This is a genomic window from Stutzerimonas azotifigens (assembly GCF_013522725.1).
GTDB lineage: Bacteria > Pseudomonadota > Gammaproteobacteria > Pseudomonadales > Pseudomonadaceae > Stutzerimonas > Stutzerimonas azotifigens_A.
Genome location: NZ_JAAMRF010000002.1, coordinates 154,564 through 181,077 on the forward strand (window position 1 = coordinate 154,564; position 26,514 = coordinate 181,077).

A 26,514-nucleotide genomic window follows, 5' to 3' on the forward strand; every position below is an offset into this window, starting at 1 on the left:
CTTTGCTGGGCTTCAGACGCGCGTTTTCAGGTTGTATAGCAATTCCAGCGCTTGGCGCGGCGACAGTTCATCGGGATTGACCCGCGAAAGCTCGTCGATCACCGGGTGCGGCAGGCTGGCGAACAGGTCACTTTGCATCGGCGCCGGAGTGCCACCGGTGGAGGAAGAGAGCGGGCGCTCCTGGGCCAGGCTGGTGGTTTCCAGGCGCGACAGGTGCTCGCGTGCCCGCTGAATCACATCGCCCGGCACGCCGGCCAGCTGCGCCACGGCCAGGCCGTAGCTCTGGCTCGCAGGGCCGGGCAGCACGTGGTGCAGGAAGACGATACGGTCATTGTGCTCGGTGGCGTTGAGGTGGACGTTGGCGACCACCGGCTCGCTATCCGGCAGTACCGTCAGCTCGAAATAGTGGGTGGCGAACAGGGTGAAGGCGCGCAGCCGGGCCAGCTGTTCGGCGGCAGCCCAGGCGAGCGACAGGCCATCGAAGGTGCTGGTGCCGCGCCCGACCTCGTCCATCAGCACCAGGCTCTTGTCGGTGGCGTTGTGCAGGATGTTGGCGGTCTCGCTCATCTCCACCATGAAAGTGGAGCGTCCGCCGGCCAAGTCGTCGGACGAGCCGATGCGGGTGAAGATACGGTCGACCAGCGACAGTTCGCAGGCCTTGGCCGGGACGAAACTGCCGATCTGCGCCAGCAGCACGATGAGCGCGGTCTGGCGCATGTAGGTGGATTTACCGCCCATGTTCGGGCCGGTGATGATCAGCATGCGCGTGCTGTCGTCGAGGGTCAGGTCGTTGGCGACGAAGGGTGTATCGAGCACCTGTTCGACCACCGGATGGCGGCCCTGGTCGATCTTCAGGCACGGCTCGTCGACGAAGCGTGGGCGGTTCAGGTCCAGCGTCAGCGAACGCTCGGCCAGGTTGCTCAGTACGTCCAGCTCGGCGAGGGCGGCGGCGGTTTCCTGCAGCGGGGCCAGGTGGTCGATCAGGGTTTCCAGCAAAGCCTCATAGAGCATCTTCTCCCGGGCCAGGGCGCGGCTCTTGGCGGACAGTGCCTTGTCTTCGAATTCCTTGAGTTCCGGTGTGATGAAGCGTTCGGCGCCCTTCAGCGTTTGCCGGCGGATGTAGTCGGCCGGTGCCGACTCGGCCTGCTTGCTCGGCAGCTCGATGAAGTAGCCATGCACGCGGTTGTAGCCGACCTTGAGATTGGCCAGGCCGGTGCGCGCTTTTTCCCGGGTCTCCAGGTCCATCAGGTACTGGCCGGCGTTTTCCGAAAGCGATTGCAGCTCGTCGAGCTCGGCGTCGTATCCGGTCTTGAGCACGCCGCCGTCACGAATCACCGCGGGCGGGTTGTCGATGATGGCCCGTGCCAGCAGGTCGGCCAGTTCCGGATAGGTGCGGATGCTCTTCGCCAGGTCGATCAAATGGCCGGCGACCAGATCCTGCATGCCGGTCTGCAGCTGCGGCAGGGCGGCCAGTGCATCGCGCAGGCGTGCCAGGTCGCGAGGGCGGGCATTGCGCAGGCCGATGCGTGCGAGGATGCGCTCCAGGTCGCCGATGTCTTTCAGCTGTGGCTGGATCTGTTCGAACCGGTAGTGCTCGAGCAGGCAGGTGATCGAGTCCTGGCGGGCTTCCAATACGGCGCGGTCGCGCAGGGGGCGGTTTAGCCAGCGCGTCAGCAGGCGCGAACCCATGGCGGTCTGGCAGCGATCGACCACCGATTGCAGCGTATTGTCGCGGCCTCCGGCGAGGTTGGTGTCCAGCTCCAGGTTGCGGCGGGTCGCCCCGTCGAGAATCACGGTGTCGTCCAGTCGCTCATGTCGCAGGCTGCGCAGATGGTGCAGGGCGGTGCGCTGGGTGTCCTTGGCGTAGCCGAGCAGGCAGCCGGCGGCGCCGATGGCCAGGGTCAGCTTTTCGCAGCCGAAGCCCTTGAGGTCCTGCGTCGCGAACTGCTGGCAGAGGCTCTTGAAGGCGCTGTCGCGGTCGAAATCCCAGGGCGCACGGCGGCGAATCCCGCGACGCTTTTCCACCGGCAGACCCTGCGGCCAGTCATCGGGAATCAGCAGCTCGGCCGGGTTGATGCGTTCGAGTTCGGCCAGTAGCGTTTCCCAGCCCTTGAACTCAAGCACGCTGAAACGTCCGCTGGCGATGTCCAGCACGGCGAGGCCGAACAGCTTTTCATCGCCGAGCACGGCCGCCAGCAGGTTGTCGCGCCGCTCGTCCAGCAGCGCCTCGTCGCTCACCGTGCCGGGGGTGATGATGCGCACCACCTGGCGTTCCACCGGGCCCTTGCTGGTGGCAGGGTCGCCGATCTGCTCGCAGATGACCACCGATTCGCCCAGCTTCACCAGGCGCGCGAGGTAGCCTTCGGCCGAGTGAAAGGGAATGCCCGCCATCGGAATCGCGTTGCCCGCGGACTGACCGCGTGCGGTCAAGGTGATGTCCAGCAGCCGGGCGGCCTTCTTGGCGTCCTCGTAGAACAGCTCATAGAAGTCGCCCATGCGATAGAACATCAGCTGGTCCGGATGCTCGTTCTTGAGTTTCCAGTATTGCTGCATCATCGGGGTGTGCTTGGAGAGGTCTTGCGTGTCTTTGGGCATCGGTGCGTGCGTCGATCGGGGGCGGGGCTGGGCCCGCCCATGGTGGGCGGTGCGATTAAACGGGCAAGGTTAACATGCCCCTCGGGTCGAATCGCAGCTGTTGCCGCGCCGCTTCCGAGCTGACGAAGGCGCTGCGAGACCCGGCCAAAGGCACGTAGGATAGGCAGCTTTCTACCGTTGCGCAGGTGCCGAAATGAATCGTCTGACCGAACTCGCCGAGCGCCTGGGCCAGCGCCTGCTGGCGCACAACGCCCAGGTCACCACCGCCGAATCCTGTACCGGGGGCGGCATCGCCGAGGCCATCACCCGCGTCGCCGGCAGCTCGGCCTGGTTCGAGGCCGGCTACGTGACCTATTCCAATCTCCAGAAGACCAGGCAGCTGGGTGTGCCCGAGGCGCTGTTCGACAGCGTCGGGGCGGTGAGCCGCGAGGTGGTCGAGGCCATGGCGCAGGGCGCCAGGCGCGCCAGCGGGGCGCGGCTGGCGGTCGCGGTCAGCGGGATCGCTGGCCCGGGCGGTGGTTCGGCCGACAAGCCGGTCGGCACCGTCTGGCTGGCCTGGGCCGATGGCGAGACCCTCTATGCCGAACGTCGCCAGTTCGACGGCGACCGGCAGGCCGTGCGCGAGCAAACGGTCGAAGCGGCACTCGTCGGATTGATTGCCCTGTGCGCCGGAGAAAATCCTGTTCGGGACTAGGCGAGTGCCAGGCCCTATGTTCTAATACTGTCTACTTATACAGTTGTTGTGGCCTCTGGCCCTCTTGATCAAGTGAGGATTGCAATGGACGAGAACAAGAAGCGCGCTTTGGCTGCAGCTCTGGGGCAGATCGAACGGCAGTTCGGCAAAGGCGCGGTCATGCGTATGGGCGATCATGATCGCCAGGCCATTCCCGCCATCTCCACTGGCTCCCTGGGCCTGGACATCGCCCTCGGTATCGGCGGCCTGCCCAAGGGGCGTATCGTCGAAATCTACGGTCCGGAATCATCCGGTAAGACCACACTGACGCTGTCGGTGATCGCCGAAGCGCAGAAGCTCGGTGCCACTTGCGCATTCGTCGACGCCGAACACGCGCTCGATCCGGACTATGCCGGCAAGCTGGGCGTCAATGTCGACGATCTGCTGGTTTCGCAGCCGGATACCGGTGAGCAGGCATTGGAAATCACCGACATGCTGGTGCGCTCCAATGCGGTAGACGTGATCATCGTCGACTCCGTGGCGGCTCTGGTACCCAAGGCCGAGATCGAAGGCGAGATGGGCGATACCCACGTCGGTCTGCAAGCCCGTCTGATGTCCCAGGCCCTGCGCAAGATTACCGGCAACATCAAGAACGCCAACTGTCTGGTGATCTTCATCAACCAGATCCGCATGAAGATTGGCGTCATGTTCGGTAGCCCGGAAACCACGACGGGTGGTAATGCGCTGAAGTTCTATGCCTCTGTCCGTCTGGACATCCGCCGTACCGGCGCGGTGAAGGAAGGTGACGAGGTGGTCGGCAGTGAAACCCGCGTCAAGGTGGTGAAGAACAAGGTAGCGCCGCCTTTCCGCCAGGCCGAGTTCCAGATCCTCTACGGCAAGGGTATCTACCGTAACGGCGAGATCATCGACCTGGGCGTGCAGCAGGGCCTAGTCGAGAAATCCGGTGCCTGGTACAGCTACCAGGGCAACAAGATCGGTCAGGGCAAGGCCAACGCAGCCAAGTACCTGGAAGACAACCCGGAAATCGGCCGCACCATCGAAATGCAGATTCGCGAGAAGCTGCTGGTGCCGGCAGGTGGCAGCAAGGCCGGTGCCGCCGCGACTGCTACCAGCGATGATCTGGTCGACGCCGATCTCTGATAACAGGCATGCCTGTCATCCTCGATAGCCCCGCCGCGGTGCGGCGGGCAGCGATGGATCTTCTGGCTCGACGCGAGCATGGCCGCGTCGAGCTTCTTCGCAAGTTGCGCCAGCGTGGCGCTCCCGCCGAACTCGTCGAGGCAGCCCTGGATCGTCTGGTCGAAGACGGTTTGCTGTCCGAATCGCGTTATCTCGAAAGCTACGTCAGAAGTCGCGCCAATGCAGGTTACGGTCCGTTGCGCATCCGAGAGGAGCTGTCGCAGCGCGGCCTGCCGCGCGCGGATATCGAGCAGGCGTTACGCGAGAGTGGCTTCGACTGGGCCCACCAATTGCGCGAACTCTGGCAACGAAAGTTCGCTGGCGAGCCGCCGCGGGATGCGCGCGAGCGTGCTAAGCAGGGCCGCTTTCTCAGCTATCGCGGGTATCCGCTGGATCTCATCGGTCGTGTTCTACGCGGTGCTGGCGACGACTGAGGCCGCCAGCGTATCGGCTCACTCGGCTTGCCAGTGCTGTGGCTGGTTGATGTAGTCGATCAGCTCGCGTAGCCGGCCATGGTTGCGTCCATTGAAGACAAAAGTCAGTCGCGGCAGGCTTTGGAGTTCCGGCTCGTCCTGTTCGGCTTCGCAACATGCCTGTTGCTCGAAGGTGCCGGTCAGGCAAAGGTCGGCGAACGAGGTGGCCAGCTGTTCAAGCGCCTTGCTGACGAGCCGATGATTCATCCGGATCACGAAGCGGTCCTTGAGCCAGCGGCTGGAATGAAAATTGCCATAGAACCGGGCGATTTCTTCTGCTGCTTCCTCGGTGTCGTTCACCAGGCGCATCAGGCACATGTCGCTGGGCAGGATATAGCGGTTGTGCTCCAGCTGGTTCTGGATGAATTGCAGTGCGTCTTTCCAGTAGGAGCCGTTCGGCTCATCGAGCAACACTACCGGCACCAGCGGACTTTTGCCGGTCTGGATCAGTGTAAGGACCTCCAGGGCTTCGTCGAGGGTGCCGAAGCCCCCCGGACAGAGCACCAGCGCGTCCGCTTCCTTGATGAAGAACAGTTTGCGAACGAAGAAGAAGTGGAACGACAGCAGGTGGTCGGAGCCGTCCACGGTGGGGTTCGCGTGTTGCTCGAACGGCAGGGTGATGTTCAGGCCGAGGCTGTTGTCGCGTCCGGCACCTTCGTGGGCGGCTGCCATGATGCCGCCTCCGGCTCCGGTGATGACCATGAGTTCGTGGCGCGCCAGGGTTTCTCCCAGTTCCCGTGCCAGCGCGTAAAGAGGATGCTCGATCGGCGTGCGCGCCGAGCCGAACACGGTGACCTTGCGCCGCCGCTTGAACTGCTCAAGTCGCGCGAACGCCTGCTCCATCTCCCGCATGGTCTGCAGCATGATCTTGGCGTCCCACCGGTTGCGGTCGGCTTGCGCCATGCGCATGACGGTAACGAGCATCTCGCGGTACAGCGGCAGGTTCGGGCTGGTTTGGGGAACGACCAGGGCGGCCAGTTCGTCGATCTTGTGTGCGAGGTCCTCGCCACTGGTCTTGAAATGCCGCGAGAGGTAGTCATCCGGTTCAAATGACATACAACGTCTCCATGAAAGGCTTGCGCACTCGATATGCCCGAGAAGCGGGCGTGTGGAGCGGATCCTATACCCACTGGCGAGAGCTGCCGCGTTGGCGTTGAGCTATCCGGCGATGGGCTCATAGCACGTCAGAGGTCGATCCGGTCTGCGGTTCCGGTGTACGGACACTCCTGGAACCTGCTGTGCCGGGCATCTCCAGTCAAGGGTTATGCTCGGTTGGGGCGAGTGCGGGCTAGGCGCTGTAGGGTTTAGGACGGCCTGCCTGAGGCCCGGGTCTTATGAGTGGTGCTTCGATCGATAAACGGGCCGACAGAGCGACAGCGGGGCTACCGGCGGATGGAAGGCTCAAGCGACGACGCCTGGCACTGGCCAGGCGTCGCCGTAGGCAAGGGTATTGTCAGACGCCGCAATCATTGGCGGAGTAGCGCTCGGTGGCGATGGGACGATTGCTCTGGTATTCGCTGAACTCGTACCGCAGCACGGCGCCCTGTTGCAGCAGGACACGCAGGCCGTCGTTGTTGCAGACGCTCTGCGCCAGTTGGCCGCGAACGTCGCTGGGGTTGTCGCGCATCTGCGCGGCATGGCGCGGCTGGACGCTCAAGTGGTTGACCAACTCATTGCCGTCGACGGTGTACCCCTGGTCCAGAATGTCGGAGTTGATGGCCCGTGGCGTGCCGACATTGCTCTCCTTGGCTACGCGGTCGAGCAGTTGCCCCAATTGCTGCTCCTTGAGCGAGGCGGCCTGGGCAGCAGGCACGAGCAGGCAGAGGGCGAGCAGGGTGGTCAGGCGTTGCATGGGCAAATCTCCTTGGGAACTGCCTGTGTTGACCGGTCAGGCCGGGTGGGGTTCATTTCCCCAGCGTGGGTACGGGGTGCGCTCTGTTAGACTGGCGCCCCCTTCCGGTTAGTGCCGACCAGCCATGCCCCACGCCGTATCGCGGCTGCGAGACGAGCGCCTCGCGCGCAGCGTCAAGCCGTTCATTGCTCGCGGATCGCGTATGCCGCGCTGCCCGCGTTGCCGAATTGCTGCCAGCCACTGCCTGTGCGCGTGGACCCCGCAGGTGTCGGCGCAAGCCGGCGTCTGCCTGCTGATGCACGACATCGAGCCACTCAAGCCCAGCAACACCGGCTGGCTGATCGCCGATGTGGTAATGCAGACCTATGCTTTCAGCTGGCTTCGTACCGGTGTCGATCCTCGCCTGCTGGCGCTTCTGGATGATCCGCAATGGGTGCCGGTAGTGGTGTTTCCCGGCGAATACGCGGGCGCTGAGCGGGTGACGTCGCAGCTTGCGGTTCCAGCCGGAAAGCGGCCGCTGTTCATCCTGCTCGATGCGACCTGGACCGAGGCGCGCAAGATGTTCCGCAAGAGCCCCTACCTGGACCGTTTCCCCGTGCTCAGCCTGGAGCCCGAGCAGTTGTCGCGCTATCGGCTACGGCGTTCTACCCGCAGCGAGCATCTGTGCACGGCCGAGGTCGCGGCCCTGTGCCTGGAGCTGGCAGGCGACACGCCGGCTTCTCTTGCGCTGGACGCCTGGCTGGATGCATTTACTGCCCATTATCTCGGCGCCAAAACCCAGCGGCCGATCACGGCAGACGATCCCGTTCACTTGCCGTTGCGGCCCTACCTAAGCGCTCCGGAGGCCGACTAACGCAGGGCCTCAGTCGGTATGCCCGGCCGGCAGCTTGCGCGGCCACAGTTGGGCGACCAGCATGCCTGTGAACATCAGGGCACAGCCGAAATAACCTTGCAGACTGAGGCTTTCCTGCAACAGGAGCGCGCCGGCAATGGCGGCGAATACTGCTTCGAGGGAGAGGATGATGGCGGCGTGGGAAGCGATGGCGTGCTTTTGCGCGACCACCTGCAGGGTGTAGCCGACCGTGACCGCAAACAGGCCGCCATAGATGAGTGCGGGCCCTGCGAGCAGGATGCCTTCGACCGAGGCCTGCTCGAACACAGCGGCCAGAATCAGGCTCACCACGGCGCAGGTGGCGAACTGCAGGAATGCCAGGCGGATCGCGTCATGGCGGCTGACGAACAAGCCCACCAAGAGTACGTGCAGGCCCCACACGAACGCGCCGGCCAGCTGTATCCAGTCACCCAGGGCTATGTGGAAGTTCTCGCCGATGCTCAGAAAGCCCATGCCCACTACGGCGAGAATCGCCCCCAGCCAGGTGCCCAGTCCGGTCTTGTGGCCGATGATCAGCCCGAGCAGCGGCACGACGATCACGTACAGGCCGGTGATGAACCCCGAGTTGGTGACGCTGGTGAACAGCAGGCCGACCTGTTGCAGGTTGATGCCGACCGTCAAGGCCATCCCCATGGCCAAACCGCCAAGCAGCAGGCCGCGTTGCAGGAACGGCTCGTGGCGCGCGGCGGTCCGCCCGCGCCAGAGTACCAGTGGCAGCAGCGCCAGCGCGCCCAGGCTGAAACGCAGGCCCGTATAGAGAAACGGACCGATATGATCCATGCCCATTCGCTGGGCGACGAAACCCGATCCCCAGATCATCGCGGTTATCAGCATGAGGATGTCGGCACGCAGGGCTTGGCTACGCATGGATGGTCTCGATTGGGAAAAAGGCGCAGACTTTGCCGTAAAGCGGTGCCCTTGACCACTCCTGGTGGGGGTGGGCATGCTTGCGCCGCTTTGGTTTTTTTACGGCGGACGGTCGATGCGCGTTGTGGCATGCCGACAAGGTCGCCGGCCAATGCCCGAGAGGACGTCGGGAGTCATCCCAGGCATTTGTGTTGGCCCTGGCCTCGCCAGGTCCTGCCAATAACAACAATAGGATCTGCCATGGCCGCGTACGAAATAATCATCGCCGATGATCATCCGCTGTTCAGAAGCGCCCTTCAGCAAGCACTGACCCTGGGGTTGGGCCAGAACGTTCGCCTCGTCGAAGCGGCCAGCATCGCCGAACTGGAAAACTGCCTCGGACAAAGCGCCGATTGGGATCTGGTCCTGCTCGATCTGAACATGCCTGGCGCCTATGGCTTCTCCGGTCTCGTATTGCTGCGTGGCCAATATCCGCAGCTGCCGGTGGTGATGATTTCAGCCCAGGAGGAAGCCGCCGTGGTGGCTCGGGCGCGCGAATTCGGTGCCAGCGGCTTCATTCCAAAATCCAGCGCCCTCGAAACCATTCAGACAGCCGTTCGCGCCGTGCTCGACGGCGATACGTGGTGGCCGACGCCAATTGACGCGGCGGTGTCGGTCAGTGACGAAGCCAAGGCGGCCAGCGCGGGTCTATCCAGCCTAACGCCGCAGCAGTTCCGGGTGTTGACGATGGTCTGCGACGGGTTGTTGAACAAGCAGATCGCCTACGAGCTGAACGTTTCCGAAGCCACGATCAAGGCGCATGTGACTGCGATCTTCCGCAAGCTCGGCGTGCGTACTCGGACCCAGGCGGCGCTGCTGTTGCAGCAGATGGAAAGCATTCCGGCCTGAACCAGCTAGGCGATCGGTGGCAGGACGATCTCGTCGCTGCGTCGAACGCCAGCGGTGAGCGCTTGGCACTGTTCGATGAACTCGCGCATCGCGGCGGTCTGGTACTTTTGCGAATGCCAGATGAAATAGAACTGCCGGGTCAGGTCGAGCGCCGGGGTTTCCACCGCGACCAGGCTGCCGCGGCGAAAGGCGTCGCGTAGCGCCAGGCGCGAGATGCAGCCGATCCCCAACCCTGATTCCACAGCGCGCTTGATCGCCTCGGTATGCTCGAGCTCGAGGCGCACATTCAAGGGCCGCGGGTGATGACGCATCGCCTGATCGAACGTCAGTCGCGTGCCGGAACCCTGTTCACGTAGAATCCATGCCTCGGTCGAGAGTCGCTCCAGGTCGACCGCGCCTGCCTGCGCCAAGGGATGCTGCGGTGCGCAGAAAACCACCAGTTCGTCCTCGACCCAGCGTTGAATCTCCAGCTCGTCGTGCTGGCAATCGCCTTCGATCAGACCCAGGTCAAGTTCATGATGCGCGACCTGCTGCACGATGTGAGCGGTGTTGTGCACATGGAGCTTCACCCGGCATTCCGGATGGCGCTGCATGAAACTGCCGATCAGCAGGGTGGCGAGATAGTTGCCGATGGTCAGTGTCGCGCCGACATCCAGAGAGCCGAAGCCGCTCTTGCCGTTGAGCAGGTCCTCGATCGCCTTGGCCCGGTCGAGCAGGGCGACGGCCTGGGGCAGCAGCTGGCGGCCCAGGGTGTTGAGCGAAAGGCGCTTGCCCAGGCGATCGAACAATTGGCAGTCGGCATGCCGTTCCAGTTCCGTGAGCGAGGTGCTGGTGGCCGATTGTGAAAGCGAGAGCGTTTGCGCGGCACGGGACACGCTTTCCTGGCGGGCCACGGCGACGAATACCTGAAGTTGTCTGAGGGTAAATCGCATATCTATATAACCGATTACCTATATCTTTAATATTCAATTAACAGATATTACAGGGGTCGATAAACTATCGGGCAATACTGCCGTCGGTTCGGCGCCCCGTTAATGAGGAATTCCCAGCATGAGTAACCTGAACGTCGAGCGAGTCCTCAGTGTTCATCACTGGAACGACACGCTGTTCAGCTTCAAGACCACCCGTAATCCGGGTCTGCGCTTCGAGAACGGCCAGTTCGTCATGATTGGCCTGGAAGTCAACGGTCGCCCGCTGATGCGCGCTTACAGCATCGCCAGCCCGAATTACGAAGAGCATCTGGAATTCTTCAGCATCAAGGTTCAGGACGGTCCGTTGACCTCTCGCCTGCAGCACCTGAAGGAAGGCGACGAGCTGATGGTCAGTCGCAAGCCGACCGGCACGCTGATCCTTGGCGACCTCCTGCCGGGCAAGCATCTCTACCTGCTCAGCACCGGTACCGGCCTCGCGCCGTTCATGAGCGTGATCCAAGATCCGGAAACTTACGAGCGCTTCGAGAAGGTCATCCTCATCCATGGCGTGCGTTACGTGAATGAAGTGGCCTACGAGAGCTTCATCACCGAGGCGCTGCCGCAGAACGAATTTTTTGGCGATGCGGTTCGGGAAAAGCTGATTTATTACCCCACCGTCACGCGCGAGCCCTTCCGCAATCAGGGTCGTCTGACCGATCTGATGCGCAGCGGCAAACTGTTCACCGACATCGGCCTGCCGCCGATCAACCCTCAGGACGACCGCGCCATGATTTGCGGTAGCCCGAGCATGCTCGACGAAACCAGCGAAGTGCTCGATGGCTTTGGCCTGAAAATCTCTCCGCGCATGGGCGAGCCCGGCGATTACCTGATCGAGCGGGCCTTCGTCGAGAAGTAAGCCTTCCCGTTGCGCCTGCCCGGTCGGGCAGGCGTTCTTTCTGCGGCACTCAGACGTAGGGGCCGCAACACTTCTTGAATTTCTGGCCGCTGCCGCAAGGGCAGAGGTCGTTGCGCTTCGCGTTCAAGGGCACCGTGGCGTCGATGTAGTACCAGCGCCCCTGATGCTGGACAAATGCGGACCGCTCCTGCTGCGCGTGTTCCCCCGCCTCGTCATGCCAGCGCGCCGTGAACTGCACCAGTGCGTGTTCCGGCTTGCCACCGAGTACCGTGTTCTCTTCGACTTCCAGCCCCAGCCAGGTGCTCGAGGCACTCCAGGCGCGCATCGACTCCAGATCCAACGCCGATTGCTGCGCTGGCAGGGTGGTGTCCTTCAGGTACTCGATCAGCCCCAGTACATAGGCGCTGTAGCGCGAGCGCATCAGCGTTTCAGCGCTTGGTGCCGGTGTGCCCGCATGGTAACGCCCACAGCAATCGGCGAGGCTGTCGGAGCTCGCGCAGGGGCAGGGTGAATGGTTGTCGGGAATCGCTTTTTTCACGGCTACCACCAATATTTGCCGAACATTTGCGGATTCGCCCAGAACCTGGCGTTGAGCCAGTCCGGAACCTGCTTGTACTGCAGCAGGTCGTAGGTCAGGAGAGTCAACGTCTGATCAGCGCGCGTGAAGCGATCACTCACCTGCAACGCCAGAGCATAGAAGTCTGTCACTTGCCAGTCGGTGGCATCGAGGTCAACCAGTACGGCGATGCGGCTAGCATTGAGGTTGCGGATGCCTCCCAGCAGTTCCAGGCCGTTGCGTTTGGGCATATGCTCGAGGCAATCGGCCACCAGGGCGATGTCGTAGCGCTGGCTGGCCAGTTCGGCAGGCAGCGGACCGGCTTCGGCGCGGTCCAGACGGCTGTCAGGGTGAACCTGGCAGAACGCATCGACGGCGGGAATGTCGCTGCGGCCGATGTGCAGCAGGCGGGCGGGCGCGTAGTGTTCGAGGAGCGCGGCCAAAGCCTGCTGAGGTGTTTGAGTGGAGCTGCTGTTGATCAAATCGAGATCCTCGTATGAGTTCAGAGACTAGCGCGGAGTCGCTTGGCGGCCTAGTCCTGGCACAACCGGAGCCGGCGTCTGGCATTACGAAGTGGCGGTTCTGGCCGTTCCCAAACTGGAGGTTTAATAATGAGTACTTTACGGACAGCTGTACCCGTGATTTTCATGACTACCGTTCTGGCCGGCTGTGCCGGGGTGCAGAAACAGGATTGGCCCACCTGTGCTGCGGTGGGTGGTGTGGGCGGTGCCGCCCTGGGGGCGATCGAAAGCTCCACCTATGCGGGCTGGGGCGCTCTGATCGGTGGCGGCATGGCTGCCGCCTATTGCTGGGTGCATGGTGAGGATGGCCAGCAGACGCTGGCAGTGGTGGAAACCGTCGAGGTCGAGCCTGTGCCGATGGCCGAGCCTGAACCCGAGCCGGTCGCAGAGCCGGTGCGCGTTGAGCTGGACGTTAAGTTCGATTTCGACCGCGCTCAGGTGCGTAGCGAGAGCTACGGCGACATCCAGAACCTGGCCGACTTCATGAAGCAGTACCCGCAAACCTCCACCGTCGTCGAGGGCCACACCGACTCCGTGGGCACCGACGCTTACAACCAGCGTTTGTCCGAGCGCCGCGCCAATGCCGTTCGTGACGTGCTGGTCAATCAGTACGGCGTTGAGGGTAATCGCGTGAACTCGGTGGGTTACGGCGAGTCCCGTCCGGTTGCCGACAACGCCACCGAGGAGGGCCGTGCGATCAACCGTCGTGTCGAGGCGGAAGTAGAAGCCCGTCCGTAAACGGCAGTGCAATCGAAAAGGCCGGGCATCTGCCCGGCCTTTTCGTGTCCGTCGACTAGAACATCGGCCGTGCGGTGGCCGCCATGAATACCGCGATGCCGATCAGCAGATTGATGCCCACCAAGCGGCGAATCTGCCCCAGCGCGGCGCCCGCCTGCGGCCAGGTGCCGGCCGCCACGCTCGTCTTCAGCAGCGGGTAATGCAGCAACGAGATGCGCAGGAACAGCGCGAGCATTACCAGGTAAAGCCCCGCCATCAGGTGCACGTAACGCGGCGCGCCGTCGAGGCCGGCGAAGCGCATGTGCCACAGCCCGATACCGCTGAGCGGTAGCAGCAGGACCGCGACCCATACCCATTGGAGGAAACGACGTAGCACGTCAGCCCATAGCGTCAGGCGCTCCGGTGCCGGTAGCGTAGCGACGGCCGCCGGTCGGAGAATCACCCAGGCGAAGAACATGCCCCCGACCCAGACCAGCGCGGCCAGTGCGTGCAAGGCGTAGAGGAGCGCGAAGGCGGTCATGACAAATCTCCGGTGGCGGTAGGGGAATCGCGCGCTATCATAGCCGCCACGTTAAAATACTGAAAATTTATACAGCTACGCGCCCATGCTCAGTACCGAACTCAAGTCCCAGATCCAGGGCGCCTACTCCCGTTTTCTCGAAGCCAAGGGGCTCAAGCCCCGCTATGGCCAGCGGCTAATGATCGCCGAGGTGGCCAAGGTTCTGGGTGCCATCGAGACAGACGAGGAGGGGCGTCGCGAGGGCGAGCCCGCCGTCGTCGCCGTGGAAGCGGGGACCGGTACCGGCAAGACCGTCGCCTACAGCCTGGCCGCGATTCCCACCGCCAAGGCAGCGGGCAAGCGCCTGGTGATCGCCACCGCGACGGTGGCCTTGCAGGAGCAGATCGTCAACAAGGACCTGCCCGACCTGATGCGCAACAGCGGGCTCAACTTCAGTTTCGCCCTGGCCAAGGGCCGCGGCCGCTACCTGTGCCTGTCCAAGTTGGATGTGCTGCTGCAGGAGGGGCAGGCGCAAAGCGCGACCGCGCAGCTATTCGAGGAAGAAGGCTTCGGCATCGATGTCGATGAAGTGAGCCAGAAGCTGTTCAACAGCATGATCGAAAGGCTCGCCGGAAATCGCTGGGACGGGGACCGCGATGCCTGGCCCGAGGCGCTGGAAGATCCGGTCTGGGCCCGCCTGACTACCGATCACAGCCAATGCACTGGGCGCCATTGCCCGAATTTCCAGCAGTGCTCGTTCTACAAGGCACGCGAGGGCATGACCAAGGTCGATGTGATCGTGACGAACCACGACATGGTCCTGGCCGACCTGGCACTGGGCGGCGGAGCGGTTCTCCCCGATCCGCGCGACACGCTTTACGTGTTCGATGAAGGCCATCATCTGCCGGATAAGGCGATCGGTCACTTCGCCCATTTCACCCGTCTGCGCTCAACCGCCGACTGGCTGGGGCAGATCGAAAAGAACCTGACCAAACTCCTGGCGCAGCATCCGCTTCCAGGCGAGCTGGGGCGCCTGATCGAGGGCGTTCCGGAGCTCGCCCGCGAGCTGCGCACCCAGCAGCAGTTCATGTTCACCGCTTGCGAACAGGTGGCGGATTTCAAGGCCGGCGAAGACATGGAAGGACGCGAGCGGCCACGGCATCGGTTCGTCGGCGGGCTGGTGCCCGAGCACTTGCGCGAGCTGGGCTTGGAGCTGAAGAAAGGCTTCGCCAAGCTCAACGATGTTTTCACGCGTCTGGCCGAACTGCTCAAGGAGGCGATGGATGGCGAAGCCACGGTGGGCATCGCCAGCCATCAGGCCGAGGAATGGTATCCGTTGTTCGGCAGCCTGCTGGTTCGGGCCCAGGGCAACTGGGAGCTGTGGACGGCCTTTACCGTCGAAGATCCTCAGGACAGTCCGCCGATGGCACGCTGGCTGACCTTGGCCGAGAGCGGGGTGCTGTATGACATCGAGGTCAATGCCAGCCCGATCCTTGCCGCCGAGACGTTGCGGCGCAACCTCTGGCACGTTGCCTACGGCGCGCTGGTGACTTCGGCCACCCTGACCGCGCTGAACAGTTTCGATCGCTTCCGCATGCGCGCCGGATTACCGAGGAACGCTGTTACTGCGGTGGTGCCCAGCCCCTTCCATCATGCCGATGCCGGCGTGCTGCGGGTGCCCGACCTCAAGGCCGATCCGCGCGAAGCCGCGGCGCATACCGCGGCCATCGTGCGGGAGCTGCCACGGTTGGTCGAAGGTGCGCGAGGCACGCTGGTGCTGTTTTCCTCGCGCCGACAGATGCAGGACGTCTTCGACGGACTCGATCGCGAGTGGCGTCGCCGGGTGCTGATCCAGGGCAACCTGTCCAAGCAGGAGACCTTGAACAAGCACAAGGCGCGGATCGACGACGGCGAGACCAGCGTGCTCTTCGGGCTGGCAAGCTTTGCCGAAGGGGTCGATTTGCCCGGCGCCTATTGCGAGCACGTGATCATCGCCAAGATTCCCTTCGCCGTGCCGGACGATCCGGTCGAAGCGGCGCTGGCCGAATGGATCGAGGCGCGCGGCGGCAATCCGTTCATGGAAATCGCCGTGCCCGATGCCTCGTTGCGCCTGGTGCAGGCCTGCGGGCGTCTGCTCCGTACCGAGCAGGACCGGGGACAGATCACGCTACTCGATCGCCGAGTGGTGACCCAGCGCTACGGCAAGGCGATCCTCAACGCGCTGCCGCCGTTTCGCCGCGAGATCGAATAACCGCGGGGCCTGGAGGCGGATCCATTTCAGTAATGGCGCCGCGCTGCCTGTTCCCATCCGGCGCTGACGCTGGAACAATGCGCGACACCTAAGACGAAGGGGCAGGCGCGTGCAGATCCAGGGACATTTCGAGCTCAAGTTCGAGGCGGTCAGAGAAGAATTCAGCGCTCTGTTCGACGGTACCCAGCAACGCGGTGCGGCAGTTTGCGTGCAGGTCGGCGGCGAGACCGTGGTCGACCTGTGGGCTGGCGTGGCCGACACGGCCGGGGAACAGGTCTGGCAGAGCGACACCATCGTCAACCTGTTTTCCTGCACCAAGACCTTTGCTGCCGTAGCCGCTCTGCAGCTGGTCGAAGAGGGCAAGCTCGAACTCGATGCTCCGGTAGCCAAGGTCTGGCCCGAGTTCGCCCAGAACGGCAAGGCGGGCATCACCCTTCGCCAGTTGCTGTCCCACCAGGCCGGCCTGCCGGCGATTCGCAATGACCTGCCGCCCGAAGCCCTCTATGACTGGCAGATCATGACCAACGCCCTGGCGGCCGAGGCGCCCTGGTGGATGCCCGGAGATGGACATGGCTATGCGGCCATCACCTATGGCTGGCTGATCGGGGAGCTGCTACGGCGCGTCGACGGCCGCGAGCCGGGCGAGTCGGTCGTCGCCCGCACGGCCACGCCACTGGGGTTGGATTTCCACCTCGGGCTGGATGACAGCGAGTTTCATCGAGTCGGCTATCTCACCCGGGTCAAAAATGACTTTGGCGACGCAGCGGCCCAGCGGTTGTTCAAGGCAACCCTGAGTGAGCCCAGGTCGCTCAGTGCACGCGCTTTCAACAATCCCCCGTCAGTGCTTAACAGTTCCAACAAGCCGGAGTGGAGGCGCATGGCGCAGCTCGCGGCCAACGGACATGGCAATGCGCGCGCCCTGGCTGGCTTCTACAGCGGGCTGCTGCAGGGGCGCCTGCTCGATCCGGCCATGTTGGCCGAAATGACCCGCGAACATTGCCACGGAGAAGACCGCACGCTGTTGGCTTCGACCCGTTTCGCGCTGGGTTGCTGGCTGGACCAGCCCGAGGTAACCAATGCCACCTTCGGCATGGGGCCAGGCGCCTTTGGCCATCCCGGTGCGGGTGGCTGCGTGGGTTTCGCCGACCCGCAACGGGAGGTGTCGTTCGGCTTTGTCACCAACACCCTCGGTCCCTATGTGCTGATGGACCCGAGGGCACAGAAGCTGGCGCGCACAGTTTTACAATGCCTAGGTTGAACCACTCGTCAGAACGGATAGACAACCCTTTGCAGAATAAAGAGTTGCATACACAATTTAAGCCGAATCCTTGATTTTCGGGGCTCTGCTGCGGGGCCCGTTCAAGCCACCTCCTAAAACGTCGACGGAACCTGCATATGAAGCTGCTCAAGCACGCCACCTTGATTCTCTGCATGACCGTATCCGGCTGCAGCATGTTCGGAGGAGACAAAGTCAGCAAGGCCGAGCCCGTGCCGGAAGAACCCAAGGTGGATCTCGCCTGGCTCGACGATTACGAGCCGCGCCTGCGCGATGCGCTCAAGGACAGCCGCTTCGAGCTCGAGCGCCGCGATGCGCTGCTGGTGGTGACCGCCCCGGTCGACGCCTCCTTCAACCCTGATCGTCCCGGCATGCTGCTGCCGGCCACCCTCGGTCCGCTGAGCCGCGTGGCCAAGATGGTCGAGAATGACAGCAAGACCGCCGTGGTCGTACTTGGTCATGCCGACAGCACCGGTGCCGAGGAAGCCAACCGTGTCCTGAGCCGTGAGCGAGCCGGGGCCGTGGCAGCGATCTTCCGGCTCAGCGGTCTGAAGACTGACCGCCTGTTGATCCGTGGCCTGGGTTCGGACATGCCCCGCGCCGCCAACGACAGCAGCGAAGGCCGCGCGCTCAACCGCCGCGTCGAGATGGTCCTGGCGCCGCAGAGCACCATGCAGGCGCTGATCGCGCAGTACAGCCGGCCGGCTGTGGCAGCGCCCGCCGCCGCAGCTCCGACTCAGGTCGCAGCTACCGAAGTGGCGACCAAGTAAATCCCGTCCGGGCCGTTCGCCGGCCCTTCGGACGTTCTTGGCGCGGCCACCCGGGGCCACGCGGGCTTTGCCTTGAATCAAGCCTGGATCGCGCAAAGCGGATAAGCTCTGAACATCCCGATTCAGGAGCTCCAGCGATGACCCAGACCCTGGCCGACATGCGCCGCGACTACACCCGAGATGGCCTGAGCGAGGCCAACGCGCCGGACGAACCGTTTGCGCTGTTTCGCCGATGGTTCACCGAGGCGGTGAAGACCGAGCAGATTCCCGTCGAGCCCAACGCGATGACGCTAGCCACCGTCGACGCCGAAGGTCGCCCGCATTGCCGGGTATTGCTGCTCAAAGGGCTCGACGAGCGCGGTTTCACCTTCTTCAGCAACTACCAGAGCGCCAAGGGCGAGCAGCTTCAGGTCAACCCCTACGCGGCCATGACATTTTTCTGGCCCAGTCTGGAGCGGCAGGTGCGCATCGAGGGAAGTGTCGAGCGGGTCAGCGCGGAAGAATCCAACGCCTACTATCAGGTGCGCCCCTTGGGTAGCCGTCTGGGGGCCTGGGCTTCTCCACAGAGCCGGCCCATCGCGGATCGCGCCGAGCTCGAGCGCATGCTCGCCCAGGCCGAGCAGCGTTTCCTCGATCAAGCGCCAACCTGTCCGCCGCATTGGGGCGGATATCGTTTATTGCCGGAGCGTATCGAGTTCTGGCAGGGCCGCCCCAGCCGTCTGCATGACCGCTTGAACTATCACCTGCACGCCAGTACCTGGCGGCGCGAGCGTTTGGCTCCCTGACGCGAATTCAGTTCTTCGCGTAGCGGCCCGCTTCGTCCTCCAGCCAGCGAGGCAGGTCGCGGCGCTTTATCCCTTCGTCTCCTGCCCGGGCCAGGCGCTCGAGCATCCAGGCGCGCTTGGCCGGGTCGTTCCCTGCGAGCGACAATGCAAGGTCACGGTCCGCCCAGCAACGGAAGCGGACGATCAGCCAACCATGGAAGACCAGGGCCGCCGCCGTGGTGATAAATATGATGAAGTAATCCATGATGAGTCCCGTTTATTCAATGGCCTGTAACAGTGCGGCGGCAAGCGTCGGGATAGGGATCAGTAGAATGTGGTCCGATCAATTAACGATGCTCAGCCAGCTGGGCGAGGTTGCCAGGATCAGAAAGTCTTGGCGGCACGGATGATCGGGCCGAACCGTCCGTACGAGGAGAATGCTATGCGCAAGTCGATTTTCGTTGCTTCGTTTACTGCCGTTACCTTGGCGATAACCGGCTGTCAGTCTAACCTGACGGGCGATACCTATTCCCGCGACGAGGCTCGCGCAGTTCAGACGGTGCGATACGGCACCATCGAGTCGCTGCGGCCGGTCAAGCTCGAAGGGACCAAGACCCCGATCGGTACCGGTGCCGGAGCCGTGGTCGGCGGCATCGCTGGCAGTGGTGTGGGTGGCGGGCGCGGCAGTGCCGTGGCGGCCGTGATCGGTGCGGTGGCCGGCGGCATGCTCGGCTCGGCTGCCGAGGAGGGCATCACCCGCACGCAGGGCGTGGAGATCACCGTACGTGAGGACGATGGCAGTATGCGTGCCTACGTTCAGGAGGTGGAGCCGAATCAAGTGTTCAGCGTCGGCCAGCGCGTACGCATCATGACCGTCAACGGTACCAGCCGGGTCGCTCACTGATACCTGCGTCATTGTGACGCTCAGAGGCTGGTAAAAACGCTGCCAGGCTCCGTCATTCGGCGGGTCCCGGCGGCGATTTTGTTTTTTAGAAATACATCAAGCGATGACGCTAGCCTGATCGATATGGATAATCGATGGTTATCACTTGGGCCGGTCATGGCCCGTCGCCGGGGCTATTGCCGGTGAAGGATGTGTTTGGCCACCTCGTGAGGCCGGTTTGAGGAGTTCGTTTCATGGCGCTTGCGCTGATCATCGCTTTGCCCTTTCTCGGCATCGTCCTGCCTTTGATCCTCGAGCGCTATGGCCGCTCCGCCTGTGCGTTCGGAGCGGGCCTTGCGCCCCTGATCGCGCTGATCATCCTGTTGGGGCGTCGCAGTCAGGTATTCGCAGGCGACGTCGAGATCGTCCGCCTGCCTTGGCTGCCCGATATCGGATTGAACCTGAGTCTGCGCCTCGACGGGCTAGGCTTCCTGTTCGCGCTGTTGATTCTCGGCATCGGCCTGCTGGTCATCCTGTATGCGAGGTACTACCTCTCAAAAAAGGAGCCAATGGGGCGCTTTTACGCCTACTTCCTGTTGTTCATGGGCGCCATGCTTGGCGTGGTGCTGTCTGAAAACCTGCTGTTGATGCTGATGTTCTGGGAGCTGACGAGCCTGTCCTCGTTCCTCCTGATCGGCTTCTGGGGCCACCGTTCCGATGCTCGCCAGGGCGCACGCATGGCGCTGACCGTGACCGGCGGCGGCGGCCTGGCATTGCTGGCGGGCATTCTGCTGATTGGCCATATCGTCGGTAGCTTCGAGCTGTCGACGGTGCTTGCGGCCGGCCATGCCATTCGCGCCCATGATCTTTATCCGGTGGCGCTGATCCTGGTGCTGCTTGGGGTTTTCACCAAGTCGGCACAGTTCCCGTTCCATTTCTGGCTGCCGCAGGCCATGGCCGCGCCAACGCCGGTGTCCGCCTTCCTCCATTCGGCGACCATGGTCAAGGCCGGTGTGTTCCTGCTGGCGCGCCTGTATCCGGCGCTTTCCGATTCGCAGTGGTGGTTCTACATCGTCAGCCTGACCGGCATGACTACCCTGCTGGTAGGGGCGATCATGGCGTTGTTCCAGCACGACCTCAAAGGGCTGCTGGCTTATTCGACGATCAGCCACCTGGGCCTGATTACCCTGTTGTTCGGTCTGGACTCGCGCCTGGCTGCAGTGGCGGCGATCTTCCATATCATCAACCACGCCACGTTCAAGGCGTCGCTGTTCATGGCGGCTGGGATCATCGATCACGAGACCGGAACGCGGGATATGCGGCGAATCAACGGGCTGTGGAAGTACATGCCGCATACCGCGGTGCTGGCGATGGTGGCGTCGCTGGCGATGGCCGGCGTGCCGTTGCTCAACGGCTTCCTCAGCAAGGAAATGTTCTTTGCCGAGACCCTGGACCAGCATCTGCTGGGCAGCTTCTACTGGACGATTCCCGCCGCCGCGACGCTGGCCGGGGTGTTCTCGGTGGCCTATTCGCTGCGCTTCATCCATGACGTGTTCTTCAACGGCGAGCCGATCGACCTGCCGAAGTATCCGCCGCACGAACCGGCGCGCTACATGAAGATCCCGGTCGAGGTGCTGGTGCTGCTCTGCCTGCTGGTCGGCATGGTGCCCGCTTACACTGTGGCCCCTTTGTTGGCGGCCGCGGTAAGCGGAAGCCTGCACGGCGAGGTGCCCGAATACAGCCTGTCGATCTGGCACGGCTTCAACCTGCCGCTGGCGATGAGTTTCATTGCGCTGGTGGGAGGCATCCTGGTGTATTCGTTGCGCAAGGTGATGTTCGCCTGGTACGAGGGACTGCCGGCGGTCGATTCGCTGGACGTCTTCAAGCGCAGCGTGAACGGTGTCGCCCGTGCCGCTCAGCGCCTGACCGACTCGCTGGAGACCGGGTCGCTGCAACGCTATATCGCGCTGATGCTGATCAGTACGCTGGTCTTGGTGGTGGTCGCGCTGACCCCGCTGCAATCGCTGCATGGACCGCTCGAACTGTCACCTATCGACGGTATCACCGCGCTGGGCCTCGGCATTCTCGCGCTGACCTCGCTGCTGACTGTGCTGTTCCACCGTAGCCGGCTGGTGGCGCTGATGATCCTCAGCGGTGCCGGCCTGATGGTGGCGCTGGCGTTTGCACGTTTCTCGGCCCCAGACCTCGCGCTGACGCAGCTGTCGGTCGAAGTGGTGACCATCATTCTGCTGATGCTGGCCCTGTATTTCATGCCGGCACGCACGCCAGTGGAAACCAGCAGCCTGCGCGGGTTTCGTGACCTGGTGCTGGCCGGTGCCAGCGGCACCATGGTGGGCCTGCTCGCTTACGCGGTGATGACCCGGCCCTACGACAGCATCGCCTCGTTCTTCCTGGAAAACAGCGTCTCCGGCGGCGGCGGAACCAACGTGGTCAACGTGATCCTGGTGGACTTCCGCGGCTTCGACACGCTGGGCGAGATCGCCGTGCTGGCCATCGCCGCAGTGGGTATTTACGCGATGCTACGCGGTCTGGGATTGCCGCATCCTGAGCGGGACTACGGCGGTCGACCCTGGTCGAGCGATCGGCATCCGATGATCCTCTCCACGCTCTCGCGGGCGCTGCTGCCGATGGCGCTGCTGATTTCGGTGTTCATCTTCCTGCGCGGGCACAACCTTCCCGGTGGCGGTTTCATCGCCGGACTGGTCACCGCGGTAGCGCTGATCCTGCAGTACCTATCCAATGGCGTGGCCTGGACTCAGGAGCGCCAGCCGCTCAGCTATCACGCCATTGCGGGCGCGGGCGTGTTCATCGCTGCGCTCACCGGTCTTGGCAGTTGGGTGTTCGGCTATCCGTTCCTCACGTCGGCATTCGACCATTTCCACCTGCCATTGATTGGCGAATTCGAACTGGCCACCGCGATGCTGTTCGACCTCGGCGTCTACCTGGCCGTGGTCGGCTCGACATTGCTGATGTTGTCCAACATCGGCCATGTCAGTCAGGGAAATTCGCGCAAGGAGGTTTATTGATGGAAGCGCTGTTCGCGATAACGCTCGGCGTGATGACGGCCAGTGGGGTCTACCTGCTGCTGCGTGCTCGGGTATTCCCCGTGGTGATGGGGCTGACGCTGATTTCCTATGCGGTCAATCTCTTCATCTTTTCCATGGGACGTCTCTCGACCGGGATGCCGGCGGTGATCGGCAAGAGCGCCGAGTACGGAGATCCTCTGCCTCAGGCGTTGGTATTGACGGCGATAGTGATTGGCTTCGCCATGACTGCTTTCGTCGTGGTGCTGGCGCTGCGCAGCATGGGTGAAGTGGGAACCGACCATGTCGACGGGCGGGAGCCGCGCGAATGAACCATGCTGTCATGCTTCCGCTGGTACTGCCGCTGTTCGTCGGTAGCCTTCTGCTCGTTCTGAATCGCCTGGCGCTGCCGGCAAAGCGCGCCATTTCGCTCGTTTCCACCGGTCTGCTGATACCTATCGGCATCTGGCTGCTGATGCTGGCCGGCGACGATCAACTGCGCCTGTACGCACTGGGTAATTGGCAGCCACCGTTCGGCATCGTCATGGTACTCGATCGCCTGAGTGCCTTGATGCTGCTGCTGACCGCTGTGCTGGCTGGTTTCGCACTGCTCTACGCGAGCCGCGGCGACGACGAACGTGGCCCGAACTTTCACGCGCTGTTCCAGTTTCAGCTGCTCGGTATCAATGGCGCCTTCCTGACCGGCGACCTGTTCAACCTCTTCGTCTTCTTCGAGATCCTGCTGATCGCGTCCTACGCATTGCTGCTGCACGGCAACGGCGCGGATCGGGTGAGGGCGGGCTTGCACTATGTCGTGCTCAACCTGGTCGGTTCGTCGCTGTTCCTGATAGGCGTCAGCATGATTTACGGCCTGACCGGCTCGCTGAACATGATCGACGTGGCTGCGCGGGTCAGCGCAGCCGATCCGGAAGTATTGCCGCTGCTCGGCGCGGCCGGCTTCCTGATGCTGGTCGTATTCGCGCTCAAGGCCGCGATCCTGCCGCTGTACTTCTGGTTGCCTCGGGCCTATGCATCGGCGTCGGCGCCAGTCGCCGCGCTGTTTGCGATCATGACCAAGGTCGGTCTGTACACCATTATTCGCGTGTTTACCCTGATATTCGGCAGCGAAGCCGGCGAGCTGGCGAACATGGTTCAGGACTGGCTGTGGCCGTTGGCATTGCTGACGCTCGCCGCCGGTGTGATTGGTGCCCTGGGAGCGCGTAACCTGCAAGTGATGCTCGGCTACCTGGTGGTGGTATCGGTCGGCACGCTGCTGGCGGGCATCGCCATTGGCAATGAGCAAGGCCTGGCTGGCGCGCTGTATTACCTGATCCACAGCACCCTGGTGGCCGGTGGGCTGTTCCTGCTGGCGGACCTCATCGCTCGTCAGCGCGGCGAGGCCGCTTCGCAACTGGTCCCCGGGCCTTCGTTGCGCCAGCCGCTGTTGCTGGGGGCGATGTTCTTCGTGGGGGCGATCTCGGTTGCCGGCCTGCCGCCATTCTCAGGCTTTCTCGGTAAGGTCATGCTGCTGCGCGCGGTCGAGATGGGCCTGCCAGCACTCGTCCTGTGGCCGGTGGTGCTGATCGGCGGGCTGGGCATGCTGGTGGCGCTGAGCCGGGCCGGAAGCTTGGTGTTCTGGCAGCCGAGCGAGGCGCCGGCCGTAGCGGAGCGGGCCGATCCATGGCGCGTCTTCGCGGCAGCCTCGTTGCTGCTTGGCGGCCTGCTGCTGGTCATCGCAGCCGCGCCGCTGGAGGCTTACATAAAGGCCACAGCCAGCCAGCTGCTGGATGTGCCCGGTTATCTGCGCATGGTGCAAGGAGGTGCAGCATGAGCGCACGCTGGCTACCCAACCCGGTCCTGACCGTTCTGCTCACGCTGCTCTGGATGTTGCTGGTCAATACCCTGAGCTTAGGCCATCTATTGCTTGGCGCCTTTCTCGGCTGGGTCATACCGCTCCTTTGTCGCGGTTTCCTGATCGATGTGCCGAAGGTGCGTAAACCGCTCAAGCTGTGCCTGTTCATGCTCAAGGTGCTTTACGACATCGTCGTGGCCAACGTTCATGTCGCGCTGCTGGTCGTTGGTCCGAAGAATCGCCTGTCGCCAGCCTTCGTCGAAGTGCCGATGGCGATCGAGGATGAGTTCGTCCTGGCGGTGCTCACCAGCATCATCTCGCTGACGCCGGGTACGGTTTCGGCAAGCCTCAGCGAGGATCGGCGCATGCTGCTGGTCCACGCGCTGAACGCGCCGGATGTCGACCAGCTGGTCGGCGAGGTCAAGCGCCGCTACGAGGCGCCGCTGCTGGAGGCATTCGAATGCTCGCGTACGTAATCCCGTTCTGCCTGGTGCTGATCAGCATCGCGCTGGTGCTCAATCTGGTGCGACTGATCAAGGGGCCGGACATGCCTGACCGGGTGTTGGCGCTCGACACGCTCTACATCAACGCGCTTGCGCTGATCATCCTGTTCGGTATCTGGCTCGCTTCCGATCTCTTCTTCGAGGCGGCGCTGCTGATCGCGGTGATGGGCTTCGTCAGTACCGTGGCGGTGTGTAAGCACCTGCTGCACGGCGACATCATCGATTAAAGGAACGCCACGATGCCTCTCTGGATCGAAATCATCATCTGTGTGCTGCTGCTGCTCGGCAGTGCTTTCGCGCTGGTCGGTGCCATCGGGCTGTATCGCCTGCCCGACTTCTTCACCCGCCTGCATGCGCCAACCAAGGCCACGACCCTCGGGGTCGGCGGCATCGTGGTGGCCTCGATGCTGTTCTTCAGCAGTCAGGGCGATGGGCTCAGCCTCCACGAGCCGCTGATTACCCTGTTCCTCTTCCTCACCGCGCCGGTTGCAGCGCATATGCTGGCCAAGGCCGCGTTGCAGCAGAAGCTGCGCATCGACGAGAAGACCCGCGGCAAGCCCTGGGACTGACCTGCTCGATGCGCCTGTACGCGACGGCCCTGCGGGGCCGTTTTTTATGCGTCGAGCCGAGACGGCGGGTACACTGCGGCCCTTTTCCACAGGGGGCGAGAGATGGCAGAGCAGGGGCAACGGGTGGCGATGCTGTGTCTGGTGCTGGCGATGGCCATCTGGGGCAGCTCGTTCATCGCACTCAAGCTCGCCTTCGAGCAACTCGAGCCGCTGTGGGTGATCTTCGGGCGAATGCTCATCGGCAGCGTGGTGTTCCTGCTCGCTTGGCGCTGGCGCGGGCAGATCCGCTACCAGGCGGGCGACTGGAAGTACCTGTTCGGCATGGCCATCTGCGAGCCGTGCCTGTACTTCGTCTTCGAGGCGTTGGCGCTGCAGCGCACCAGCGCGTCACAGGCCGGGATGGTGACGGCGATGCTGCCGCTGATGGTGGCCATCGGTGCGTCGTTGTTTCTGCGCGAGCGGATCACTCGCCTGACGCTGTCCGGCTTCCTCATCGCCATGGCCGGTGCCGTCTGGCTGGGCATGGCCGGCGAAGCCAGCGAACAGGCACCCGAGCCGTTGCTGGGCAATTTTCTCGAGTTCATGGCGATGGTATGCGCCACTGGCTACATGCTGCTGGTCAAGAAGCTCACCGCGCGCTATTCAGCCTTCATGCTGACGGCCATGCAGGCGTTCATCGGCGCGCTGTTCTTCCTGCCGCTGGCGCTGTGGTCCGCACCGGTGCCGCAGGCCATCACACCGACGGGCGTGCTGGCGCTGTTCTACCTGGGTGTGATCGTCACCGCTGGGGCTTACGGGCTGTCGAACTACGGACTGTCGCGCATGCCGGCGAGCAAGGCGTCCGGATACATAAACCTGATCCCGGTATTCACGCTGCTGTTCGCCGTGCTGGTGCTCGGTGAAACGTTGACCCTGACGCAGATGCTCGCCGCCGGCCTGGTGTTCCTCGGGGTGTTGCTCAGCCAGTGGCGCAGCCCGGCAGCGCCACCGCCGCCCTCGGTGGTGCTGGACTAGCGGCGCG

General features: G+C 63.3%; 28 protein-coding genes. 19 read left to right on the forward strand and 9 right to left on the reverse strand.

The genetic code is table 11. The features are described from left to right. Positions 1-12: 12 nt before the first annotated feature. Complete coding sequence (gene mutS / locus G7026_RS03565; protein ID WP_181069397.1) at positions 13-2,595, reverse strand: DNA mismatch repair protein MutS; 2,583 nt, start codon at positions 2,593-2,595, stop codon at positions 13-15. Positions 2,596-2,788: 193 nt separating this feature from the next. Here mutS and G7026_RS03570 point away from each other — a divergent pair, with 193 nt between their 5' ends. The 3 genes from G7026_RS03570 (at position 2,789) to recX (ending at position 4,902) form a co-directional block, all read left to right on the forward strand. Next, entirely contained in the window at positions 2,789-3,289 is a 501-nt protein-coding gene (locus G7026_RS03570; protein WP_181069398.1) for a CinA family protein, read from the forward strand. Positions 3,290-3,373: 84 nt separating this feature from the next. Next, positions 3,374-4,429 carry a recombinase RecA gene (gene recA, locus G7026_RS03575; protein ID WP_181069399.1) on the forward strand — a complete coding sequence of 352 codons (1,056 nt, stop codon included), beginning with the start codon at positions 3,374-3,376 and terminating at the stop codon, positions 4,427-4,429. An 8-nt stretch (positions 4,430-4,437) separates the two neighbouring features. Beyond that, on the forward strand, positions 4,438-4,902 hold the full coding sequence (gene recX, locus G7026_RS03580; protein WP_181069400.1) for a recombination regulator RecX: 465 nt from the start codon (positions 4,438-4,440) through the stop codon (positions 4,900-4,902). Between the two features lie 18 nt (positions 4,903-4,920). Here the strand turns inward: recX and G7026_RS03585 are convergent, their stop codons facing one another. Together G7026_RS03585 and G7026_RS03590 are read right to left on the reverse strand one after the other, a co-directional pair. After that, positions 4,921-5,997 (reverse strand): LOG family protein, encoded by a 1,077-nt coding sequence (locus tag G7026_RS03585; protein WP_181069401.1) that lies wholly within the window; start codon positions 5,995-5,997, stop codon positions 4,921-4,923. Between the two features lie 397 nt (positions 5,998-6,394). Continuing rightward, positions 6,395-6,793, reverse strand: a complete 399-nt coding sequence (locus tag G7026_RS03590; protein WP_181069402.1) for a PA3611 family quorum-sensing-regulated virulence factor — start codon at positions 6,791-6,793, stop codon at positions 6,395-6,397. Between the two features lie 124 nt (positions 6,794-6,917). On the opposite strand from G7026_RS03590, the gene G7026_RS03595 reads away from it, so the two are divergent. Further along, positions 6,918-7,646 (forward strand): tRNA-uridine aminocarboxypropyltransferase, encoded by a 729-nt coding sequence (locus tag G7026_RS03595; RefSeq protein WP_181069403.1) that lies wholly within the window; start codon positions 6,918-6,920, stop codon positions 7,644-7,646. Positions 7,647-7,655: 9 nt separating this feature from the next. Here the strand turns inward: G7026_RS03595 and G7026_RS03600 are convergent, their stop codons facing one another. Next, a complete protein-coding gene (locus G7026_RS03600; protein ID WP_181069404.1) occupies positions 7,656-8,552 on the reverse strand; it encodes a DMT family transporter in 897 nt (298 codons plus the stop codon). A 240-nt stretch (positions 8,553-8,792) separates the two neighbouring features. On the opposite strand from G7026_RS03600, the gene erdR reads away from it, so the two are divergent. Continuing rightward, on the forward strand, positions 8,793-9,440 hold the full coding sequence (gene erdR / locus G7026_RS03605; RefSeq protein ID WP_181069405.1) for a response regulator transcription factor ErdR: 648 nt from the start codon (positions 8,793-8,795) through the stop codon (positions 9,438-9,440). 5 nt (positions 9,441-9,445) lie between these two features. Here the strand turns inward: erdR and G7026_RS03610 are convergent, their stop codons facing one another. Continuing rightward, on the reverse strand, positions 9,446-10,372 hold the full coding sequence (locus tag G7026_RS03610) for a LysR family transcriptional regulator (protein ID WP_181069406.1): 927 nt from the start codon (positions 10,370-10,372) through the stop codon (positions 9,446-9,448). A 118-nt stretch (positions 10,373-10,490) separates the two neighbouring features. Here G7026_RS03610 and fpr point away from each other — a divergent pair, with 118 nt between their 5' ends. After that, a complete protein-coding gene (gene fpr, locus G7026_RS03615; protein WP_181069407.1) occupies positions 10,491-11,267 on the forward strand; it encodes a ferredoxin-NADP reductase in 777 nt (258 codons plus the stop codon). Positions 11,268-11,316: 49 nt separating this feature from the next. On the opposite strand, the gene G7026_RS03620 is transcribed toward fpr, so the two are convergent. Both G7026_RS03620 and G7026_RS03625 read right to left on the reverse strand, forming a co-directional pair. After that, on the reverse strand, positions 11,317-11,805 hold the full coding sequence (locus tag G7026_RS03620; RefSeq protein WP_181069408.1) for a YchJ family protein: 489 nt from the start codon (positions 11,803-11,805) through the stop codon (positions 11,317-11,319). A 2-nt stretch (positions 11,806-11,807) separates the two neighbouring features. Continuing rightward, the gene (locus G7026_RS03625) at positions 11,808-12,305 is read right to left on the reverse strand and encodes a DUF6231 family protein (RefSeq protein ID WP_181069409.1); all 498 of its coding nucleotides are present in this window, start codon (positions 12,303-12,305) and stop codon (positions 11,808-11,810) included. A 165-nt stretch (positions 12,306-12,470) separates the two neighbouring features. On the opposite strand from G7026_RS03625, the gene G7026_RS03630 reads away from it, so the two are divergent. Then, on the forward strand, positions 12,471-13,082 hold the full coding sequence (locus G7026_RS03630; protein ID WP_181069410.1) for an OmpA family protein: 612 nt from the start codon (positions 12,471-12,473) through the stop codon (positions 13,080-13,082). A 55-nt stretch (positions 13,083-13,137) separates the two neighbouring features. Here the strand turns inward: G7026_RS03630 and G7026_RS03635 are convergent, their stop codons facing one another. Further along, positions 13,138-13,602, reverse strand: a complete 465-nt coding sequence (locus tag G7026_RS03635) for a CopD family protein (RefSeq protein WP_181069411.1) — start codon at positions 13,600-13,602, stop codon at positions 13,138-13,140. Between the two features lie 85 nt (positions 13,603-13,687). Here G7026_RS03635 and dinG point away from each other — a divergent pair, with 85 nt between their 5' ends. The 4 genes from dinG (at position 13,688) to pdxH (ending at position 18,663) form a co-directional block, all read left to right on the forward strand. Beyond that, entirely contained in the window at positions 13,688-15,832 is a 2,145-nt protein-coding gene (gene dinG, locus G7026_RS03640) for an ATP-dependent DNA helicase DinG (RefSeq protein ID WP_181069412.1), read from the forward strand. A 109-nt stretch (positions 15,833-15,941) separates the two neighbouring features. Next, entirely contained in the window at positions 15,942-17,090 is a 1,149-nt protein-coding gene (locus G7026_RS03645) for a serine hydrolase domain-containing protein (protein WP_181069413.1), read from the forward strand. A gap of 137 nt (positions 17,091-17,227) precedes the next feature. After that, a complete protein-coding gene (locus tag G7026_RS03650) occupies positions 17,228-17,878 on the forward strand; it encodes an OmpA family protein (protein WP_181069414.1) in 651 nt (216 codons plus the stop codon). 137 nt (positions 17,879-18,015) lie between these two features. Then, positions 18,016-18,663, forward strand: coding sequence for a pyridoxamine 5'-phosphate oxidase (pdxH, locus tag G7026_RS03655; protein ID WP_181069415.1), 648 nt, complete (start codon positions 18,016-18,018; stop codon positions 18,661-18,663). A gap of 7 nt (positions 18,664-18,670) precedes the next feature. On the opposite strand, the gene G7026_RS03660 is transcribed toward pdxH, so the two are convergent. Next, entirely contained in the window at positions 18,671-18,907 is a 237-nt protein-coding gene (locus G7026_RS03660) for a hypothetical protein (RefSeq protein WP_181069416.1), read from the reverse strand. 177 nt (positions 18,908-19,084) lie between these two features. Here G7026_RS03660 and G7026_RS03665 point away from each other — a divergent pair, with 177 nt between their 5' ends. From G7026_RS03665 to G7026_RS03700, 8 genes are all read left to right on the forward strand, one after another. Further along, positions 19,085-19,546 (forward strand): outer membrane lipoprotein, encoded by a 462-nt coding sequence (locus G7026_RS03665; RefSeq protein ID WP_181069417.1) that lies wholly within the window; start codon positions 19,085-19,087, stop codon positions 19,544-19,546. 233 nt (positions 19,547-19,779) lie between these two features. Beyond that, positions 19,780-22,572 (forward strand): monovalent cation/H+ antiporter subunit A, encoded by a 2,793-nt coding sequence (locus tag G7026_RS03670; RefSeq protein ID WP_181069418.1) that lies wholly within the window; start codon positions 19,780-19,782, stop codon positions 22,570-22,572. Beyond that, on the forward strand, positions 22,572-22,901 hold the full coding sequence (locus tag G7026_RS03675) for a Na+/H+ antiporter subunit C (RefSeq protein WP_138410183.1): 330 nt from the start codon (positions 22,572-22,574) through the stop codon (positions 22,899-22,901). The genes G7026_RS03670 and G7026_RS03675 overlap by 1 nt, the downstream gene beginning before the upstream one ends. Then, the gene (locus G7026_RS03680; RefSeq protein ID WP_181069419.1) at positions 22,898-24,400 is read left to right on the forward strand and encodes a monovalent cation/H+ antiporter subunit D; all 1,503 of its coding nucleotides are present in this window, start codon (positions 22,898-22,900) and stop codon (positions 24,398-24,400) included. Before G7026_RS03675 ends, G7026_RS03680 begins: the two co-directional genes overlap by 4 nt. Continuing rightward, the gene (locus tag G7026_RS03685) at positions 24,397-24,897 is read left to right on the forward strand and encodes a Na+/H+ antiporter subunit E (protein ID WP_181069420.1); all 501 of its coding nucleotides are present in this window, start codon (positions 24,397-24,399) and stop codon (positions 24,895-24,897) included. Before G7026_RS03680 ends, G7026_RS03685 begins: the two co-directional genes overlap by 4 nt. Beyond that, positions 24,882-25,151, forward strand: coding sequence for a K+/H+ antiporter subunit F (locus G7026_RS03690; RefSeq protein WP_181069421.1), 270 nt, complete (start codon positions 24,882-24,884; stop codon positions 25,149-25,151). The genes G7026_RS03685 and G7026_RS03690 overlap by 16 nt, the downstream gene beginning before the upstream one ends. A 12-nt stretch (positions 25,152-25,163) precedes the next feature. Further along, positions 25,164-25,493, forward strand: coding sequence for a Na+/H+ antiporter subunit G (locus G7026_RS03695; RefSeq protein ID WP_181069422.1), 330 nt, complete (start codon positions 25,164-25,166; stop codon positions 25,491-25,493). Positions 25,494-25,595: 102 nt separating this feature from the next. After that, on the forward strand, positions 25,596-26,507 hold the full coding sequence (locus G7026_RS03700) for a DMT family transporter (RefSeq protein WP_181069423.1): 912 nt from the start codon (positions 25,596-25,598) through the stop codon (positions 26,505-26,507). Positions 26,508-26,514: the final 7 nt, after the last annotated feature.

Excerpts from the sequence above, each read along its gene's own strand:
- mutS (WP_181069397.1), bottom strand. The coding sequence starts at position 2,595 with ATGCCCAAAGACACGCAAGACCTCTCCAAGCACACCCCGATGATGCAG.
- G7026_RS03570 (WP_181069398.1), top strand. The coding sequence starts at position 2,789 with ATGAATCGTCTGACCGAACTCGCCGAGCGCCTGGGCCAGCGCCTGCTG.
- recA (WP_181069399.1), top strand. The coding sequence starts at position 3,374 with ATGGACGAGAACAAGAAGCGCGCTTTGGCTGCAGCTCTGGGGCAGATC.
- recX (WP_181069400.1), top strand. The coding sequence starts at position 4,438 with ATGCCTGTCATCCTCGATAGCCCCGCCGCGGTGCGGCGGGCAGCGATG.
- G7026_RS03585 (WP_181069401.1), bottom strand. The coding sequence starts at position 5,997 with ATGTCATTTGAACCGGATGACTACCTCTCGCGGCATTTCAAGACCAGT.
- G7026_RS03590 (WP_181069402.1), bottom strand. The coding sequence starts at position 6,793 with ATGCAACGCCTGACCACCCTGCTCGCCCTCTGCCTGCTCGTGCCTGCT.
- G7026_RS03595 (WP_181069403.1), top strand. The coding sequence starts at position 6,918 with ATGCCCCACGCCGTATCGCGGCTGCGAGACGAGCGCCTCGCGCGCAGC.
- G7026_RS03600 (WP_181069404.1), bottom strand. The coding sequence starts at position 8,552 with ATGCGTAGCCAAGCCCTGCGTGCCGACATCCTCATGCTGATAACCGCG.
- erdR (WP_181069405.1), top strand. The coding sequence starts at position 8,793 with ATGGCCGCGTACGAAATAATCATCGCCGATGATCATCCGCTGTTCAGA.
- G7026_RS03610 (WP_181069406.1), bottom strand. The coding sequence starts at position 10,372 with ATGCGATTTACCCTCAGACAACTTCAGGTATTCGTCGCCGTGGCCCGC.
- fpr (WP_181069407.1), top strand. The coding sequence starts at position 10,491 with ATGAGTAACCTGAACGTCGAGCGAGTCCTCAGTGTTCATCACTGGAAC.
- G7026_RS03630 (WP_181069410.1), top strand. The coding sequence starts at position 12,471 with ATGACTACCGTTCTGGCCGGCTGTGCCGGGGTGCAGAAACAGGATTGG.
- G7026_RS03635 (WP_181069411.1), bottom strand. The coding sequence starts at position 13,602 with ATGACCGCCTTCGCGCTCCTCTACGCCTTGCACGCACTGGCCGCGCTG.
- dinG (WP_181069412.1), top strand. The coding sequence starts at position 13,688 with ATGCTCAGTACCGAACTCAAGTCCCAGATCCAGGGCGCCTACTCCCGT.
- G7026_RS03650 (WP_181069414.1), top strand. The coding sequence starts at position 17,228 with ATGAAGCTGCTCAAGCACGCCACCTTGATTCTCTGCATGACCGTATCC.
- pdxH (WP_181069415.1), top strand. The coding sequence starts at position 18,016 with ATGACCCAGACCCTGGCCGACATGCGCCGCGACTACACCCGAGATGGC.
- G7026_RS03660 (WP_181069416.1), bottom strand. The coding sequence starts at position 18,907 with ATGGATTACTTCATCATATTTATCACCACGGCGGCGGCCCTGGTCTTC.
- G7026_RS03665 (WP_181069417.1), top strand. The coding sequence starts at position 19,085 with ATGCGCAAGTCGATTTTCGTTGCTTCGTTTACTGCCGTTACCTTGGCG.
- G7026_RS03670 (WP_181069418.1), top strand. The coding sequence starts at position 19,780 with ATGGCGCTTGCGCTGATCATCGCTTTGCCCTTTCTCGGCATCGTCCTG.
- G7026_RS03675 (WP_138410183.1), top strand. The coding sequence starts at position 22,572 with ATGGAAGCGCTGTTCGCGATAACGCTCGGCGTGATGACGGCCAGTGGG.
- G7026_RS03680 (WP_181069419.1), top strand. The coding sequence starts at position 22,898 with ATGAACCATGCTGTCATGCTTCCGCTGGTACTGCCGCTGTTCGTCGGT.
- G7026_RS03685 (WP_181069420.1), top strand. The coding sequence starts at position 24,397 with ATGAGCGCACGCTGGCTACCCAACCCGGTCCTGACCGTTCTGCTCACG.
- G7026_RS03690 (WP_181069421.1), top strand. The coding sequence starts at position 24,882 with ATGCTCGCGTACGTAATCCCGTTCTGCCTGGTGCTGATCAGCATCGCG.
- G7026_RS03695 (WP_181069422.1), top strand. The coding sequence starts at position 25,164 with ATGCCTCTCTGGATCGAAATCATCATCTGTGTGCTGCTGCTGCTCGGC.
- G7026_RS03700 (WP_181069423.1), top strand. The coding sequence starts at position 25,596 with ATGGCAGAGCAGGGGCAACGGGTGGCGATGCTGTGTCTGGTGCTGGCG.